Genomic DNA, 16,223 nt, shown 5'->3' with positions numbered 1-16,223 from the left:
GAAGGCAGCAGCCTGAAATGCGTTTATTTGAGGCCATTCCCTTTTAAATTAGGTAAATATATGAATTAAGGGAGAGAAATGATGTCTGAAATAACTTTCAAAAGAAAATTACGAGGAGATGAGTAGAAATGAAATTAGGGTTGAAATGGATGATGAGTATATGCTTAACGCTTATTGTTGCAACTACATCAACGCTAGGCGTTACGACAGCTTACGCTTCAAGCTTTAACTCGAATATGTCGGGCTATACGCCTATATCTGGTAACTGGTCTATTCAGTCAGGTAGTGGAATAAAGGGAGTAAGCGCAGCGAATACGAATGCATTTGCCATGTCGACGACGACAGCAGGAACTAATTTTGTTTATGAGGCTGATGTGACGGTAGACAGCGCCTCTGCATTCGGCGTAGGTTCTATTGTCTTCCGAGCCAGCGAAGACGGTACCAAAGGGTACGTGGTCAGCGTTGATCCGAATCTCGATCGTGTAAGGCTTTTCGACTATGCGACCGGCTCCGATGTGGGGACACCGTATGCGACAACCATTCAGACAGGAACTGCTTATCATCTGAAGATCATAGCTGACGGACCTCAAATCAAAGTATATCTAGGCAGCGTGCTGGCCATTTCGGTTAGTGACACGAAGTATGCCACTGGGAACCTGGGCTACCATGTGTACAACGGAACGGCTTACTTCCAGAATGCCTATCAGTATGAAACGACGACGAATGTAACAGGCTGGAATGTGGCATCAGGCACATGGTCGTCTACGACGCAAGGCTGGAGAGGGACGGGTGCCAGCGGGCAAAATGCGTATGCGGTTTCATCTACGAGCTCAGATAATTTTACGTATGAAGCGGATGTGCTTATTGAAGACACATACGCGGTGTCTACGCTGCTTTTCCGTGCGAATTCCAGTGCAACACAGGGATACGGCCTGCAGATGGATCCGAATCTGGACAGACTCCGTCTGTTCAATATCAGCGGTGATGTAACGCTCGGTACGCAACCAGTAACCCTGGATACCGGCAAAGTTTATCATATAACGGTGAAAGCTGAAGGCCCTGTGATCAAGGTTTATTTGCAAACGAATTACTTGCAGGCGGATGGCTATGATCCGATCATGACGGTTACGAATTCGGTTTATTCGTCAGGCTATGTCGGGCTGAATGTCTTTAACGGCAGCGCGAAGTTCCAGAAAATTCTGATCAGCGACATGAATACGAATTTAGCTGGATGGACGACACTTAATGGAAGCTGGACTCCGCATCTGGACGGCGTGAAAGCTGTAAGCACCGGGGCGGCTGACACGTTCCGAATTGCAGCGAACACCGCTTCCGATTTCGTGCTTGAAGGCGATTTGAAAGTGGATGCCGGTTCGCCTTTCGCAACAGCAGGGCTTCTGTTCCGCACAAATGCAAGCGCTTCCAGTGGTTATGTACTCAACATTGATCCTAACCAGGATCAAATCCGCTTATTCAAAGCGGGCAGCGGAACGACAATTGCGACATCAGCGCGTTCAATCGATACCGGTAAAACGTACCATGTTGAGATTACCGCAAGCGGTTCATCCATCAAAGTTTATGTGGACGGATATGCGACCTTGGCGATCAATGCCACTGACAGCAGCTATTCGAGCGGACAAATTGGTCTGAATACGTACAATGGAACGGCTTACTTTCAGAATGTGACTTTGACCGATTTAAGCACATATTCGAATGAAATGTACCGTCCTGGGTTTCATTATACACAGGAAGCCAGCAAAGCTAGTGATCCGAATGGACTCGTCTATTACGCAGGGGAATACCATCTGTTTCATCAAGACGAAGGTCGCTGGGGACATGCGGTAAGCACCGATCTTACACATTGGAAGCGTCTTCCAATTGCGCTCCCATTTAATGATTTAGGCAATGCCTGGTCAGGTTCGGCGGTCGTGGATACGAACAATGTGACAGGGTTGTTTGGCGGCAGCTCGGGTCTAGTTGCATTCTATACGAATTTTGACCCCGATAAAGTCGGAGGAAATCAGAAAATTAGTCTCGCCTACAGCACCGACAAAGGGAGAACTTGGCTGCAGTATTCAGGTAATCCGATTGTGCAAAATCCCGGCGGCGTGAACGGTGGATGGGACTTTCGTGACCCTAAGGTTGTTTGGGATAGCGACCACAATGAATGGGTAATGGTGGTATCCGGCGGGGACAATATCCGTTTCTACACGTCCACCAATCTGCTCACCTGGACATACACAAGTTCATTTGGTTTTGGCGCCTATTTGCACGGAGGTACATGGGAATGCCCTGATTTCTTCCAGCTTGGGGTAGATGCGGGGGCGACGAACAAGAAATGGGTCCTTGCCATTAGTACGGGTCCTGCGACGCAAACGAATGGATCCTCGTCTGAATATTTCGTAGGTTCCTTCGACGGCTCGACGTTTACCAGTGATAATTCGGCCAGCACCGTACTAAGAAGCGAATATGGCAAAGATATGTATGCCGCTGTGACCTTCTCGGACATTCCATCAAATGCCCGCCATATTGAGATCGGCTGGATGAGCAACTGGGATAACCCTTTCAGTGAACCTACGTTCCCGTTTCGCGGTCAATTATCGATCCCGCGTGAGCTTACACTGGTAACGTATCCGGAAGGCGTGCGGCTTGCCCAGAAACCAGTTACAGAAATGAATAATCTGCGCGGCACAGCCACTACATTTAACAACGTAACCGTAACACCGACGAGCGCGAATTTGTTGTCTGGCTTGTCCGGCAACGCTTACGAAATTGAGGCTGATTTCCTAATTCCTACATCGGGTGCAGCCTCTGAGTTCGGGCTTAGTCTTCGCGAGCTTGGCAGTCAAAAAACAGTTGTAGGTTATCAGCCGCCTGCTTCTAAAATGTTCGTGGACCGCGTGAATGCCGGCCGGACCGATTTCACAGCTAATTTTGCTTCGCGAAATGATGTAGTCGTCAGCCCAGTTAGCAATCATGTGAACATGCACATTTATGTGGATGAATCTTCTATTGAGGTATTCGGCAATGACGGCAAGGTCGTCTTCTCCGATATGATCTTACCTGATTCAGCCCGTGATGGCTTGAATTTCTATTCGACAGGCGGCAACGTGACAGTAGTCACCATGAATGTGTATCCGCTTGCCAATACATGGCGGACTGATCCGACAAGCGGAACCGTTCCACAAAAAGTGGTGATGGATAAACCCAAAATGGAAATCGGCGTTGGTTCGACACAGCAGCTTTACACGGCTGTATTGCCGCGTACCGCGACGAACAAGAATTTGACTTGGAGCAGCAGCAATACGTCAATTGCGACTGTATCCACTGTGGATGCACGCAGTGCCAATATAACCGGTGTCAGTCCTGGACGCGCCGTCATTACGGCAACGACACAGTCCGGTTCGATTATCGGTACTACGGTCGTCCAGGTTGGTCCTGCATTCAGCACGAATTTGGCAGGATGGACTTCGACCAACCAAGCGCAAAGGATTCCGACGGCTGATGGGATTGCAGGTTATTTTGATCTGGATAGCAACTATATGTCGACGGTAACAGGGAGTAACTTTACTTATGAAGCTGATATGAAGCTTGATGCTCAGGGCGGAGCGGGCTCTTTGATCTTCCGAGGCGATGCAAGCGGTTCGAATGGCTATTACTTCAATGTGGATCCGAGTCTGAAAACACTTCGTTTGCTTTACAAGCTAAACGGCAGCTTTACCAGTTCGCAAATTATTGCGGATGTACCGATGCTGCTGCAGCAAGGTAAAACCTATCACGTGAAAATTGTGACTAGTGGGACGAACATCAAAGTTTACTTTGACGGTAGTACGGCACCGGTTATCAATGTCAATGACACACATTTCAACAGTGGGAATTTCGGTCTCAATCTGTTTGGAGGCAGAGCTTATTATCAAAATGTGACCTGGTTTGCAGGTTAAGGTAGCTTCGAAAAAAATCACATGTGAGAATCAGAGGAAATCGAAATAATCACCGAGTGACTTTTGCTAGGATAAGGTTGTGTATGACATTTTAAGAGAAGCGGGTGCGTTGATATGAAAATCGGTTTTATTGGTTGTGGGGTCATTTCCAGTGCACATTTGGAAGGTCTTAAGAAATTAAGGGATGATAACAGGAAGACGTTTGAATTGAAGGCTGTTTGCGATTTGAAGCTTACTAGAGCGGAGGCTTTCGCCACTGAAGTGGAGAAGCAATTGGGGAAGCGACCCAATGTGTATACGGATTATCGCCACATGCTTGAGAAAGAACATCTGGATGCAGTCTCCGTATTACTTGATCATGATCTGCATCATACGGTGACAGAGGATTGTTTCGCATCCGGAGTCCACGTCCAAATGCAAAAGCCGCTTGCCATTTCTCCGTTGTTCGGTAGAAAAATGCTGGCTGATGCGAAAAAATATAACAAAGTGTTAACTCTAGCAGAACCCAGTGTATTGGGAGCTGGAAATGTTGCTATGGCCCGGGCTGTCAAAGACGGTTTGATTGGGGACGTATATATGATCATGGACTACGCAACAGTTACACTTGGACGAACGTTTTTTGCGGGTACCCCTTGGCGTCATTTGAAGGGCCGAGCAGGTGCCGGGTGGATAAATGACCATGGTGTTCATCGAACTCATTTTTTCACAGAAATCAATGGCCCAATCCAAGAAGTATTCGCCTACACACGAATTTTCGAGAAGGAATTAAGTAATGGTGAAAGCACGATTTATCCAACTGGAGAAGATACATCTGTTACTGTGTTCCGATTTGAGAATGGAGGTCTGGGTCATTGGATGTGCAGCACAGCTGCGCATGGAGAGAAAGCAGGAGGGGTCTGGGTCTATGGAAGCAAAGGTTGCTTACGACCCGGTCAATATGCGGCACTTGAAGATAGCCGTGTCGTTTCCTTATCAGAACTCATCAAGCATTATGCCTTTGATGTTGTAGAAGACCCCTTTGCCCATTCTTATGTGGAATTATGGGAGGCAATTGTGGATCAAAAGCAGCCCATCTCTAGCGCAGAGAGAGGTCTCGAAGCATTGAGTGTTGTATATGCTGCCTTGGAATCCGCAACGATAGGCCAACCAGTCCATGTCAAAGAGATCATTCTTGGAGAAAAACATGCTTATGAAGATTCAGTGATTAAAGAAATGCAGGAAAATCGCTGAACAGTAATTGCAAGGCTTCAATCATCTAAACGGATTAGGATGTAGGGAATATTAAAATATAGACTGCAATCACTCTTCCTTCTTAGGTGAATGCAGTCTTTTATTATTTGTGATTTTTGGACGATTTGAGGAGGAACGTACCGGCAGCTTAGAAAAACGAGCCTACCACAATTGGAAAACAAGTCTAACTTCAGATTTACGTAATTAAATTATAATATTTTCTGGTTGGGCTTGTATTTGTACGACAGCTTGACTAAAAAATCAAGAGATGACTTATTTTTGGTCAAAACGAAGTCCATATGTGGGATATAACATAACTCAGGAGCCTTGGTATCCCTATGTGGAGAAGAATTTGAAATCATCCTTTATATGCCTGTGAACGGTGTAAGTGTACAGCCGATTTACTTCAAAATTAGGAATGTTTAAACGATAGAGGCTCCCACGGGAGCCTCTATTTTTTAAACCAATACTACGATCGCATGGTCATGCAAATTAATTTGCAATTAACTGCCAAAGCTGGTTGGTACCCCCGTTATCGGTCCATTGCACGATAGAACCGCCGTCATTGACCGAACCTTGGTAGACATCCAACACCTTGCCGCTATTGCGGTTTACAATTTTATAATAATTGCCGGATGGTACTAATGACCACAGAAATTCATTTGAACCCTTATCATTCCATTGCAGGACAGTCGCACCGTCCGCGGTTGAAGACTGGGACACTGACAGTGCTTTGCCAGTTTTCACATTAAACAGTTTTTTGTACCCGCTTCCAGCATCTATAATCTGCCACTTTTCAGGACTAGTCCCATCATATGTCCATTGTATCGCAGTAGCCCCGTCTGCTGTATTGCCTCCGCCTATTGCCAATACTTTTCCACTTTTCACATTGACTAGTCTGTATGAACCTGTTGCAGACGGCGCGTACATGTCTGCATATGTGATGGAATTCTTATGACCGAAGTCTCCTCCACTCGGTATGAATAATCGGCCATTACTTAATTGCAAAATTTCGCGATTATAAGCAGCCCCGATCGGTGTCCCCATTGCTTCCCAAGTTCCCGTTCCATCATTATTGGTATTCATGTAAATATCCTTACTTGCATAGGAGTTCGCAACAATTCTTCCGTCACTTAATACTGTCACATATGGACTTCCTGAATTGCCGAGGAAGTAGGAAGTGGGGACGTTATTCCAACCTGTTTCAGCATTGGTATTGATCTTGTAAGCACATGGGTAAGCGCCATTACTTAGACCAACTTCGAATGTCATGATAAAGTTTCCATTAGACATTTTTGCAACAATCGGCATCCCCGGACGTGTAACAGAATCCGGCCAAACCACATCATCAACCACAGAGCTCCAATTCACACCGTCTGTCGTTGTCTGATGAACTAGTTTTTGCGCATGCGCTGGATCACGTTCATCCGAGTAATACACAATAAGTTTATTGTTTTCAACAAGTAACCAAGGTTCCCAGACGGGATCCGCACCGATTGCATTTGCACCGGCTGTCGTAATCAGGCTGACAAATGTCCATGTCCTTCCAAGATCAGTGCTTTTGTACATTTCCAATTTGGTTGCTGACAAATCACTCGGAGTTGCATCTCCAACAGCAATTAATGTACCTGCAGTCAAACTGCCTATGGTTTGAGGCATCTCGAACAGCTGCGGGCAATTCTGCATTCCCCAGCCAGACCCATCCACTGTATTGGAGACATCTCCCACTTTTGCCCAAGATTGTCCGTTATCTGTGCTTTCGAATATCGGGAATGTCGGTATACCAGTCGTTCTGTTTTCCCAGGTGGTATACATTTTCCCATTGTTGACCCCGCTGTGTGTGAACTGAACGGTTCTAGGGGATAATACACCGTAAGCTGGTGCATCACTGGGAGGTGTATACATCGTTGAAGGACCATAGGCACTGACGGATGACGTCATAGCACCTAACATTGCGAGGAATAGGAGTAACGTAACCACAGTTCGTTTTACATTTTTTTTCATGACGTTGCACTCTCCATTTTTCTGATTATTAAAGTTGGTTATCATACCCAGCCTTTCTCAAACATGTCACCTACTGTGCAAATTCATTCCCTCCTTAATTATTAGTTAAGCGCTTACAATAATAATGATAAGCTACTCTTGGTAATTGAAAAATGTAATCGCATGACTGAATGATAGAATCTTTTTACTTCAAACACACAAATCAGAGTCGGATTAGTCACCATAACATATGAATTCCAAAGTCGCTGTATATAGGGGCCCATCGCTTCTTTATATAATAAAGAATATAAAATTTTAGGGAGTCCGGGAGAATAATACTCCGGACTCCCTTACTTAATTGTCTTTATTAAACAGATATATAGAGATTGACCCAGGGTGTATTATTGGACTTGTACTAACTGCCATTGCTGGTCGAGCGAACCAGTGTCGCTCCATTGAACGACTTGGGCGCCGTCTTGCGTGGAACCTCCAAGAACAGACAGTAATTTGCCGCTATTGAGGTCTATGATCTTGTAATAGGAACCTGCCGGCACGAGTGTCCATTTTTGGTCGTTGCCGTTGTTCTCTACCCACTGCACGGCGTTTGCTCCGTCGGCAGTGCCTTTTGCCCAAATCGAGAGTGCCTGGCCGCTGTTCTTGTTAAGCAACGTCTTGTAACCGCTACCAACGTCAGTTACATGCCAAAGTTGATTGGCCCCACCGTTATCGGTCCATTGTATGACGTTGGCTCCGTCTTGCAGGTTGGCTTGGTTAACGTCCAGCACTTTTCCGCTTTTTCGGTTCACGAGTTTGTAATAGGAACCAACAGAGTAGCCTAAATCCTCATCTCCGTAAGTGATGGTATTCGGGGTTGTGTTCCAAAATCCATCAACCGACATAATGAGTACCCTGCCTGTAGCAGGAACGAATTGCAGCATGCGGCTGTAGCCCGCTGGCAAGTTGGTATGAACAGGTGTCCATGCTCCCACGCCATTGTTAGTGTTGATTCGAATATCTCCGGATCCGCCAGAGTTGTAAGCCAGTCTTCCGTTAGGCAACGATATGAGGAAAGGGTTTCCACCATTATCGATCGTTGTTCCAGCGTTTGTCGGATTCCACGATTCTGGGTCAGTGGTAACTTTGAAGTTGTTAGGTGTTCCGGATAAACCAACCATTTCATAGGTCATCATGTACTGACCGTTGGCCATTTTTACAACAGTAGCCATGCCGGGACGTAGAGCAGAATTCGTTAATGCCACGTCATCCACTACCGGTCCCCAGTTTAGGCCGTCCGTCGATGTTTGATGGACAAGCTTTTGGTCATGATTCACTTTATCCCGCTCGTCGGAGTAATAAACAATCAGTTTATTGTTCGCCACCAGCAGGTTCGGCTCCCAAACTGGCGTCGTTGCCTGACCAGAAATCCACTGGCCACCGCCCAAAGCGACCTCGCTGACATAAGTCCATGTCTGTCCATCATCATTGCTCTTGTACAATACAACCGCGGTTGCGGTCAAATCGGAAGGAGAAGCTATGCCGGCGAGCAGAATTGTTCCGGCCGGCATGTTGCCGATTGCCTGAGGCAATACATAGAAGAATGGGTTGGTCCAGTTGATCCACCCTTGTCTTGGACCCGTATACGGAACGGAAGAAGTCTGCGACCAGGTCTGGCCAATATTTGTGCTTGAGTAGATTGGAAAGTTCTGAGTTGTTGCCGGTTGGCTGTTGTCTTCGAAGCTTGCCAGCAATTTGCCGCTAGGCGTTACCACTGATTTCACATACGTGACGCAATAAGCTCTTGAGCAATTTCCTGACGGCGAATAAAGCGTCGAAGGCCCGTAAGCGCTTGCAGTTAGCGGCAAAACCAGACACAAACCTAACAGGGATGCCGCAACGGAAAGCATGGTTTTTCTTACTTTGTTCATCATTACTTATTTCCTCCTATACTTTCATAAAATGTGGTACGAGATTATGATAACGTTTTCGACATATTTCTTACATGTAAACGCTTTACTATTTTTTTGTAATCTTTTTACTATCTCTTGGTAAGTAACAATTTTTAATGAAATTGTAATCGAATCACATGCTCATCGTTCCGGGTAAACGGTTACAAGAAATTAGATTTTCTTCCACATATGATACAATAATTCTATTTGTTCGGGGGAACCATAGCGCTGATGTGATCTGTACATTCTGTCACAGGCGATCTCGAACAACAATGGCAATTGGTCAAAGTGCAATAAGCTGACTGAGGTAAAAAGATTCTATCTTTTAGTAAAGCGATTACATTTTTCGACAACCTAAAACATCGTATTATAGAGCATGTAAGCGGTTAACTAGATCGTAGGGAGGCAAAGTAAATGAAAAAGAAAATGTTCAGTAAGATGGCAAGTTTAAGTTTGGCTACTGTTCTCATGGTGACGACTGCCGCATGCGGAAGTACGAAAACGGATAGCGGGCAACCGGTAGTCTCAAATTCGCCTAAGACTACGGCCACTGCTGCGGCTGAGAAAATCAAGATTTCGATGTGGTCGCAGTTTTCCGATCCGAACTCCAAGGATGGTGGATTCATTGGCTTCTATAAAGCGTTGGATGCAACAAAGGCCAAGTTTCCTAATGTAGAAATCGAGCATACGGGGATCGGTGCAGAAGCCTATAAAACGAAGATCAAAACGGCTTCAGCAGCAAATGAATTGCCCGACATTTTCTTCTCATGGGGCGGAGGCTTCGCGCAGCCATTCGTTGCAGGAAATCGCATTTTACCGTTGCAGGATCTTGTAAAAGACGGAACTATAGACAAGCTGGTGCCAGGAACGACGGACAACTTCACATTCGACAATAAGCTTTACGGGCTTCCGACGAATATCGCAACCGCAAACCTTTATATCAATACTGAGCTGTTCCAAGCCGCAGGCGCTAAAGTTCCTACTACTTGGGAGGACCTGTTAGCTGACATTAATGCTCTAAAGGCCAAAAACATTACGCCTATCGCACTAGGGGCAAAAGACAGATGGCCAGCGATGTTCTGGAACTCCATTTTGGACATCCGCATGGGGGGAACAGCTGCCGTCAATGCAGCACTAAATAAGACAGGCTCCTTCGATACGCCGGAATTCCAGGCAGCCAGCCGCAAGTACAAAGAGCTGATTGACGCCAAGGCATTCGGGGAAAATTCGCTAGGAACTTCCTATGACGAGTCGATCAATATGTTCTTAACTGGCAAAGCCGCTATCTTGTACATGGGCGCTTGGGTGAACGGACAGATCAATGCACCGGATTCTGCGGTGAAAGGGAAGGTCGAAGTCGTGAAATTCCCGACGATTTCAGGTGGGAAAGGCAATGCCGATGAATGGCATGGCGGTTCCGGCGAAACTTTCTTTATTAATAAAGACGTAAAAAATAAAGATCGCGTGTTGGAAGTTTACAAGTATTTCATGGAGACGATGGCGAAGGAAGTCTACCTTGCTGGTTCCGGTTCCTCCGCATGGAAAGGCGATCTTGGCGACACTTCGAAGGTCGATCCGCTTGCTGTCAAAATTGGTCAACTCTCAGCGAAAGCGACAGGTTTCTCTTACTGGTGGGATCAGATGTTGTCTGGTAATGATACGGAGTCTATGTTCGGTTCACTGATGAAATTCACAGCTGGAAAGATATCGCCTGAGGACTTCAATAAAGAACTGCAAAGTAAAATCAATCCTGGCAAATAGAGACGAAAGATATCTAATCGAAGAAACTGGCGGAAAGCAAATTCCGCCAGTTTGATTAGGGGGAGGGAGAACCATGCAACAAGTGTTTGGCGATAAGAAAGCCATAGCCGTCTTCGTACTTCCTGCGCTAGTCTTGTTCATACTAGTAGGTTTTATCCCGATTGTTCAATCCGTTTATTACAGCATGTTGGATTGGAACGGAATCGGAAAAGGGAAATTTGTGGGATTGGCTTTGTATAAAGATCTGTTCGTTACCGATACGTACGATATGCAATTTCTTCACTCTGTTTGGAATACGGTTTATTTGGCTATTTTGTCAGTGGGCTTGCAAATCCCTTTCGCGTTCCTGCTTGCCCTAATTCTGGCCAGAGGCATTAAAGGGGAGAAGTTTTATCGGACGTTATTCTTTATCCCCGTCACGATTTCTTCCGCCGTCATCGGACTCATGTTCTTATCCATTTTGAACCCGAACTACGGTGTATTGAATGCCATATTGGCGCAAATAGGACTGGAAGGATGGAAGAACGATTGGCTTACGAATGATAAAACGGCTTTATCGAGCATCATGCTGCCTGCCGTGTGGCAGTGGGTTGGTTATTACATGCTTCTGATGTATGCGGCTATAAAAGGTATTTCCGAAGAAATGTTTGACGCTGCCAAAATCGATGGGGCGTCCAGATGGCGCACAACGGTTTCCATCGTGATTCCATTCATAACGCCAATTATCAAGGTTTGTATCGTTTTTGCCATTATTGGCTCGTTGAAATTTTTCGATTTGACTTTTATCATGACGAACGGCACCGCGGCACCGGCGACGGATGTACCCAGCACGCTGATGTACACAACGATCTTTAAGAGAAATATGTATGGGTATGGAAGTGCAATGGCCGTCTTTATGGTGGTGGAATGTCTTGTTATTTATATGGGGCTGCAGTGGTTGTTTCGAGTACGAGGAGAGGAGAATGGCAAGTGATACTGACTCGAAAATGGTTTAACATGAAGCTTGTTCTTCAACTCTTTCTCATCGTTTTCGCCATCATTCAATTTTATCCGCTGTTTTGGCTGGTCTTAACCTCATTCAAATCCAATCTTGAAATAACCGGAAGCAATGTGATGGGACTGCCGTCCACGTGGAGGTTTGAAAACTATAAATACGTGTTTGTTGGCTCCAAGCTTGGCAGGAATTTTTTGAACAGTTTATTATACACGGGAATTACAGTAATCGCCTCGGGGTTGTTAGCTTCGATGGTGTCGTACGCCGTTACCCGGATGAGATGGAAGTTTAGCAAAATCGTACTTGCCTTATTTATGTCCGGGCTAATGATTCCGGTACATGCTACCTTACTGCCTATATTTCTCATCTTAAAACAAACCCATTTGTTAAATACGCCATGGGCGTTGATAATCCCTTATACGGTGAACGCCATTCCTCCCGCTATGTTCATTATGATTGGATTTTTTACGAGCCTTCCTCGGGAATTGGAAGAAGCTAGTGTTGTCGATGGCTGTAATATATATCAAGTGTTTTTCAGGATTATGCTGCCTTTGATAAAACCAGCTCTCGTCTCGGTGTCCATCTTTACGTTTCTCGCCGCATGGAATGAATTGATGTTTGCGACTACGTTTATCAATAATACGAATCTCATGACGATAACCGTTGCCATTAATTCCTTACGGGGGGTGCATATGACAGAGTATGGTCCGATCGCAGCCGGCATGGTCATCGCGACCATTCCAACGATTGTTTTGTATGCCTTCTTAAGCGATCAGGTGCAAAAGAGTATCGTAGCGGGAGCGATTAAAGGTTAGCAGCGCTGCGTTCATGATATAATGAGTGGAGGAACTATAGGAAATGAGTAGATAGGACTACAATCAGACAGAAGGTGGTTTAGTGGTGAAATTCGCCAAAATAAGAACACAAATGATATCCTATTATATTCTTTTGCTATCTGTTTCTCTGCTGATCAGCGGTGTCTTGTATCAAAGATTCAACCGAAGTCTGGTCGACGTTAAGATTGCGGAAGTCTCCGAACAAAGCTTAAATGCGATTCAATCCAATATGAATTCCTTGTTCGATAACGCTTCAAAATATTCTCAAAGGGTCATTGCCAGCGGTACCGTTCAGGAGCTCCTGAAGACGGACTTCACGTACGATGGCTTCGTTGCTTCGAACCTTAGTATCCAAAAGGTTCTTAATGAGATTTTCCTCGCAGAGTCCAGCGTAGCCTCCGTCTATTTGTTCCGCAACGACGATTTATACTATTCTTTGGAATTTCAGAAGCTAGGACTTAATATACCAAGCATCAAATCAGCGTCCTGGTACCAGGACGCTGTAAGCAGAAACGGCGGTCCGATATGGCGGATCAATGCAGGCGGGATCCTGAAAACGCAGAATAAAGGGGAACAATATCTTTCTTTAATCCGTGTCGTGAACGATCTGAACACAGCCAAACAAATTGGCATGGTGATGATTAACATTCCGTTAACCCAAATCAAAAAACCCTATGAACATACCATTGATGGCAAGAAATATGATCTCATGGTGGATCGGGAAGACGCGCTTTTGATCGAGTTTGAGAATCCCGAGCTGCAGCAGTTTTCGAAATCAGCCGAATTTCAATCCCATGGTTCAGGAAGCTTTATCAAAACCATAGCGAATAATCGATACATCTTCGACAAGATGGAGGTAGGCGGTTGGCGTTATGTAACCGCATTCTCTATGAGCGACTGGCCGAATCCGTACAAGGCTGTGAATCGGGTTCTCATCCCGATCGTCGTTTTTAATTTTGTTTTTATCTTTTTCGGGTTTATTTGGATAACGAGGTCCATTATCCACCCGATATTAAGTTTATTAAAATCGATGAGAAAAGCGGAGACGGGCGATTATCAGGAAGTTCTTCTCTACCCGAATTCAAATGAAATTCGGCAGCTTCAAGATCGGTATAACCGTCTGCTTGCTACGATTCAACAATCGATGGAGCGCGAGAAAGAGGAGCAGACGCTTCGGCGAAAGCTTGAACTTCATATTCTTCATCAGCAAATTAAACCGCATTTTCTATACAATGCTTTGGAATCTGCGGGATACTTGTCGTTGGCTGGAGAAAGGGAAGAAACTTACCGCCTGATATCCGCGTTGGCCCAATATTACCGTTTGAGTTTAAGCAAAGGGAATGAAATTATTTCGCTGAAAGAAGAATTTGAAATTGCCAAGAACTATTTGACGATTCAGCATATCAGATATCCAGGCATGTTTACGGCTGTTTATGAATTTAGCGATGCGTTACATGATTATCCGGTTCCCAAGCTCACCATTCAGCCACTAGTGGAGAATGCGCTGTACCATGGCATCCGGCCAATGGGGCAGCAGGGGATGATTACCGTCTCGGCGGTTCCTTCAGGCAGATCGGTCATCTTGTCCATTAAAGATGATGGCATAGGCATCTCGGAAGAAAAGCTGGATTCCATGAAAGAGGAGCAGCTCATTCATAATGCTTCCAGCTTCGGGTTGCGCGGTACGATAACGAGACTTAGACTCTTTTACGGGGACGGCATGTCCTATTCGATTTATAGTTCGTCGGGAAATGGAACGTTAATCGAAATTGAAATACCCTACCTGGAGGATTCCCAATGGAAAAAGGAAAGATAACAGCCATTGCCGTAGATGACGAAGTCAATACAAGAAAGCTTCTACAAGTTCTCCTGGATTGGAACTCCCTTGGGATTGAATTTATAGGGGAGGCGGCTAACGGGAACGAAGCGTTGGATTTGATTGATGCTTTCAGGCCAAACATCGTGTTCACTGATATTAATATGCCCTATATGGATGGATTGGAGCTCGCGAAGCTTGTAAGGGAGAGGGATCCGTTCATTAAGGTTGTTATTCTGACCGCGTATCCGGAATTTGATTATGCGAAACAAAGTGTGAAGATCGGTGTCCATGATTTTTTGTTAAAGCCGATTCAACCTGACATATTGAAGAAACTGGCTGTTGATTTGAAACAGGCGATAGAAGAAGAAACAGTCCATTGGAATGAATACCGGCAAATAAAGACGGAGCTTCTGGAGAATACGCTTGAGTTGAAAGAAAAATTTCTCATGGACCTGCTAGTGGGCACCTCCTCAAATAGTGAGCAACTTGATCGGAGATTCGAATATTTTTTTGGAGAATCGTTTCGTTCATGCTGCTCCGTTGCCGTACTGGATTTTCAAAGCGAGCCTAACGGTGAAGAAGAGATAAGACTAAACCTCAGCATGGGCTGCAAAAGGATTGTAGAATTCTTGGTGCACGAGCGTGAGGAGATTCATGTGCTTCAAGACAACGGCGGACGAGTCGTCATGATAAGTTGGGAAAAGGCCATTGAATTAGAGTCGCTCGGGGAAAAGGCCATTCGTGCCATTAAGGATAAGCTGAACTGTCAAGCGACTGTCGGGGTAGGAAGCGTTTGCGACACCTTGCTTAGTGTGAAGAATAGCTACAAGGAAGCTATTGAAGCGCTGCGTTATGGCAAACTATTCGGCGGAGACCAAGTCATTTCGTTCGGAGAGGATATCCGACTTGTCAATTATTCGACAGACCTGAAACTATCGGATACGGAAGAAATTATTTTTTTTATTAAAACGGGGCTAAAAGATCAAGCCGTTAAATCCATTGATAAGTTGTTTCATTCATTAGGCGCCTCTGACGGAGCAACGAATGAACAAGTGTATTCGCTCGGTGTCCATTTCATTTCGATGCTTATTCTTGCCATGTCGGAGTTGGGCTTTACGAAGTTGCGTTCGAACTTGTTGAACGGAGCCTTCTATAATCGCATGTTCAGTTGCCGTTCGATTGGCGAATTGAGTCAATTATTGTCCAAATTGGCGGAAGATGCCGCGGATTATGTGCAGGGTACGAGAATGAAGAAAACGAACCAGATTGTTCACGATATCCTGTCCTATCTTACCGATGAATTTCGAAACTCCGACGTCTCTTTAGGCTCCGTTTCCCAAAAGTTCCACCTAAATTCAAGTTATTTAAGCAGAATTTTCAAGCAGGAAATGGGGCAGGGTTTCACTGATTTTTTGCTGAACCTTCGTATTGACGAAGCCGTTAAGCTCATGAACGAAACGGACTGGAAAGCATATCAGATCGCAGAGAAAGTAGGGATCAAGGATCCTTATTATTTCAGCCACCGATTCAAAAAAGTAACGGGAGTTTCCATTCAAGAATACAAGAGAACTTCACAGAAATAAATGAAAGGAACCGGCTTGACTGAACTGTAACCCGAAAGATAGACACTTTGAAAAAAAGTGCCCGTCTTTCGGGTTTTTGTGTTTTAATCTAATAACAACTACGAATGAGGTCATATTCATCATGTCTATA

Annotated in this window: 9 protein-coding genes; 7 read left to right on the top strand and 2 right to left on the bottom strand. The window is 45.2% G+C overall.

Going from position 1 to position 16,223, the window contains the following annotated elements:
• The first annotated feature begins 128 nt into the window (after positions 1-128).
• Both AC58P7_RS24845 and AC58P7_RS24840 read left to right on the top strand, forming a co-directional pair.
• Positions 129-3,941 carry a 3-keto-alpha-glucoside-1,2-lyase-like domain-containing protein gene (locus AC58P7_RS24845; protein ID WP_497347720.1) on the top strand — a complete coding sequence of 1,271 codons (3,813 nt, stop codon included), beginning with the start codon at positions 129-131 and terminating at the stop codon, positions 3,939-3,941.
• Positions 3,942-4,055: 114 nt separating this feature from the next.
• Positions 4,056-5,171, top strand: coding sequence for a Gfo/Idh/MocA family protein (locus tag AC58P7_RS24840; protein WP_497347718.1), 1,116 nt, complete (start codon positions 4,056-4,058; stop codon positions 5,169-5,171).
• Between the two features lie 492 nt (positions 5,172-5,663).
• On the opposite strand, the gene AC58P7_RS24835 is transcribed toward AC58P7_RS24840, so the two are convergent.
• Together AC58P7_RS24835 and AC58P7_RS24830 are read right to left on the bottom strand one after the other, a co-directional pair.
• Complete coding sequence (locus AC58P7_RS24835) at positions 5,664-7,175, bottom strand: RICIN domain-containing protein (protein WP_497347716.1); 1,512 nt, start codon at positions 7,173-7,175, stop codon at positions 5,664-5,666.
• A 380-nt stretch (positions 7,176-7,555) separates the two neighbouring features.
• A complete protein-coding gene (locus AC58P7_RS24830) occupies positions 7,556-9,082 on the bottom strand; it encodes an RICIN domain-containing protein (protein ID WP_497347714.1) in 1,527 nt (508 codons plus the stop codon).
• 432 nt (positions 9,083-9,514) lie between these two features.
• On the opposite strand from AC58P7_RS24830, the gene AC58P7_RS24825 reads away from it, so the two are divergent.
• The 5 genes from AC58P7_RS24825 to AC58P7_RS24805 all read left to right on the top strand — a co-directional run bounded on the left by AC58P7_RS24825 (position 9,515) and on the right by AC58P7_RS24805 (position 16,093).
• On the top strand, positions 9,515-10,861 hold the full coding sequence (locus tag AC58P7_RS24825) for an extracellular solute-binding protein (protein ID WP_497347712.1): 1,347 nt from the start codon (positions 9,515-9,517) through the stop codon (positions 10,859-10,861).
• 73 nt (positions 10,862-10,934) lie between these two features.
• Entirely contained in the window at positions 10,935-11,834 is a 900-nt protein-coding gene (locus AC58P7_RS24820) for a carbohydrate ABC transporter permease (RefSeq protein ID WP_497347711.1), read from the top strand.
• Positions 11,831-12,670: a carbohydrate ABC transporter permease gene (locus tag AC58P7_RS24815; protein ID WP_497347709.1), complete on the top strand. Its 840-nt coding sequence runs from the start codon at positions 11,831-11,833 to the stop codon at positions 12,668-12,670. The genes AC58P7_RS24820 and AC58P7_RS24815 overlap by 4 nt, the downstream gene beginning before the upstream one ends.
• An 85-nt stretch (positions 12,671-12,755) precedes the next feature.
• Entirely contained in the window at positions 12,756-14,507 is a 1,752-nt protein-coding gene (locus AC58P7_RS24810) for a sensor histidine kinase (protein WP_497347707.1), read from the top strand.
• Complete coding sequence (locus AC58P7_RS24805) at positions 14,489-16,093, top strand: response regulator (protein WP_497347705.1); 1,605 nt, start codon at positions 14,489-14,491, stop codon at positions 16,091-16,093. Before AC58P7_RS24810 ends, AC58P7_RS24805 begins: the two co-directional genes overlap by 19 nt.
• Positions 16,094-16,223: the final 130 nt, after the last annotated feature.

The sequence above is a fragment of the Paenibacillus sp. J22FR5 genome, assembly GCF_059691975.1.
Note: the sequence above shows the minus strand (reverse complement) of the source record. Positions and strands in the feature narration are given on the sequence as shown.

Bases quoted from the DNA above. Each gene is read 5' to 3' on its own strand.
- AC58P7_RS24820 (WP_497347711.1), top strand. From the start codon at position 10,935: ATGCAACAAGTGTTTGGCGATAAGAAAGCCATAGCCGTCTTCGTACTT.
- AC58P7_RS24845 (WP_497347720.1), top strand. From the start codon at position 129: ATGAAATTAGGGTTGAAATGGATGATGAGTATATGCTTAACGCTTATT.
- AC58P7_RS24840 (WP_497347718.1), top strand. From the start codon at position 4,056: ATGAAAATCGGTTTTATTGGTTGTGGGGTCATTTCCAGTGCACATTTG.
- AC58P7_RS24805 (WP_497347705.1), top strand. From the start codon at position 14,489: ATGGAAAAAGGAAAGATAACAGCCATTGCCGTAGATGACGAAGTCAAT.
- AC58P7_RS24825 (WP_497347712.1), top strand. From the start codon at position 9,515: ATGAAAAAGAAAATGTTCAGTAAGATGGCAAGTTTAAGTTTGGCTACT.
- AC58P7_RS24830 (WP_497347714.1), bottom strand. From the start codon at position 9,082: ATGATGAACAAAGTAAGAAAAACCATGCTTTCCGTTGCGGCATCCCTG.
- AC58P7_RS24835 (WP_497347716.1), bottom strand. From the start codon at position 7,175: ATGAAAAAAAATGTAAAACGAACTGTGGTTACGTTACTCCTATTCCTC.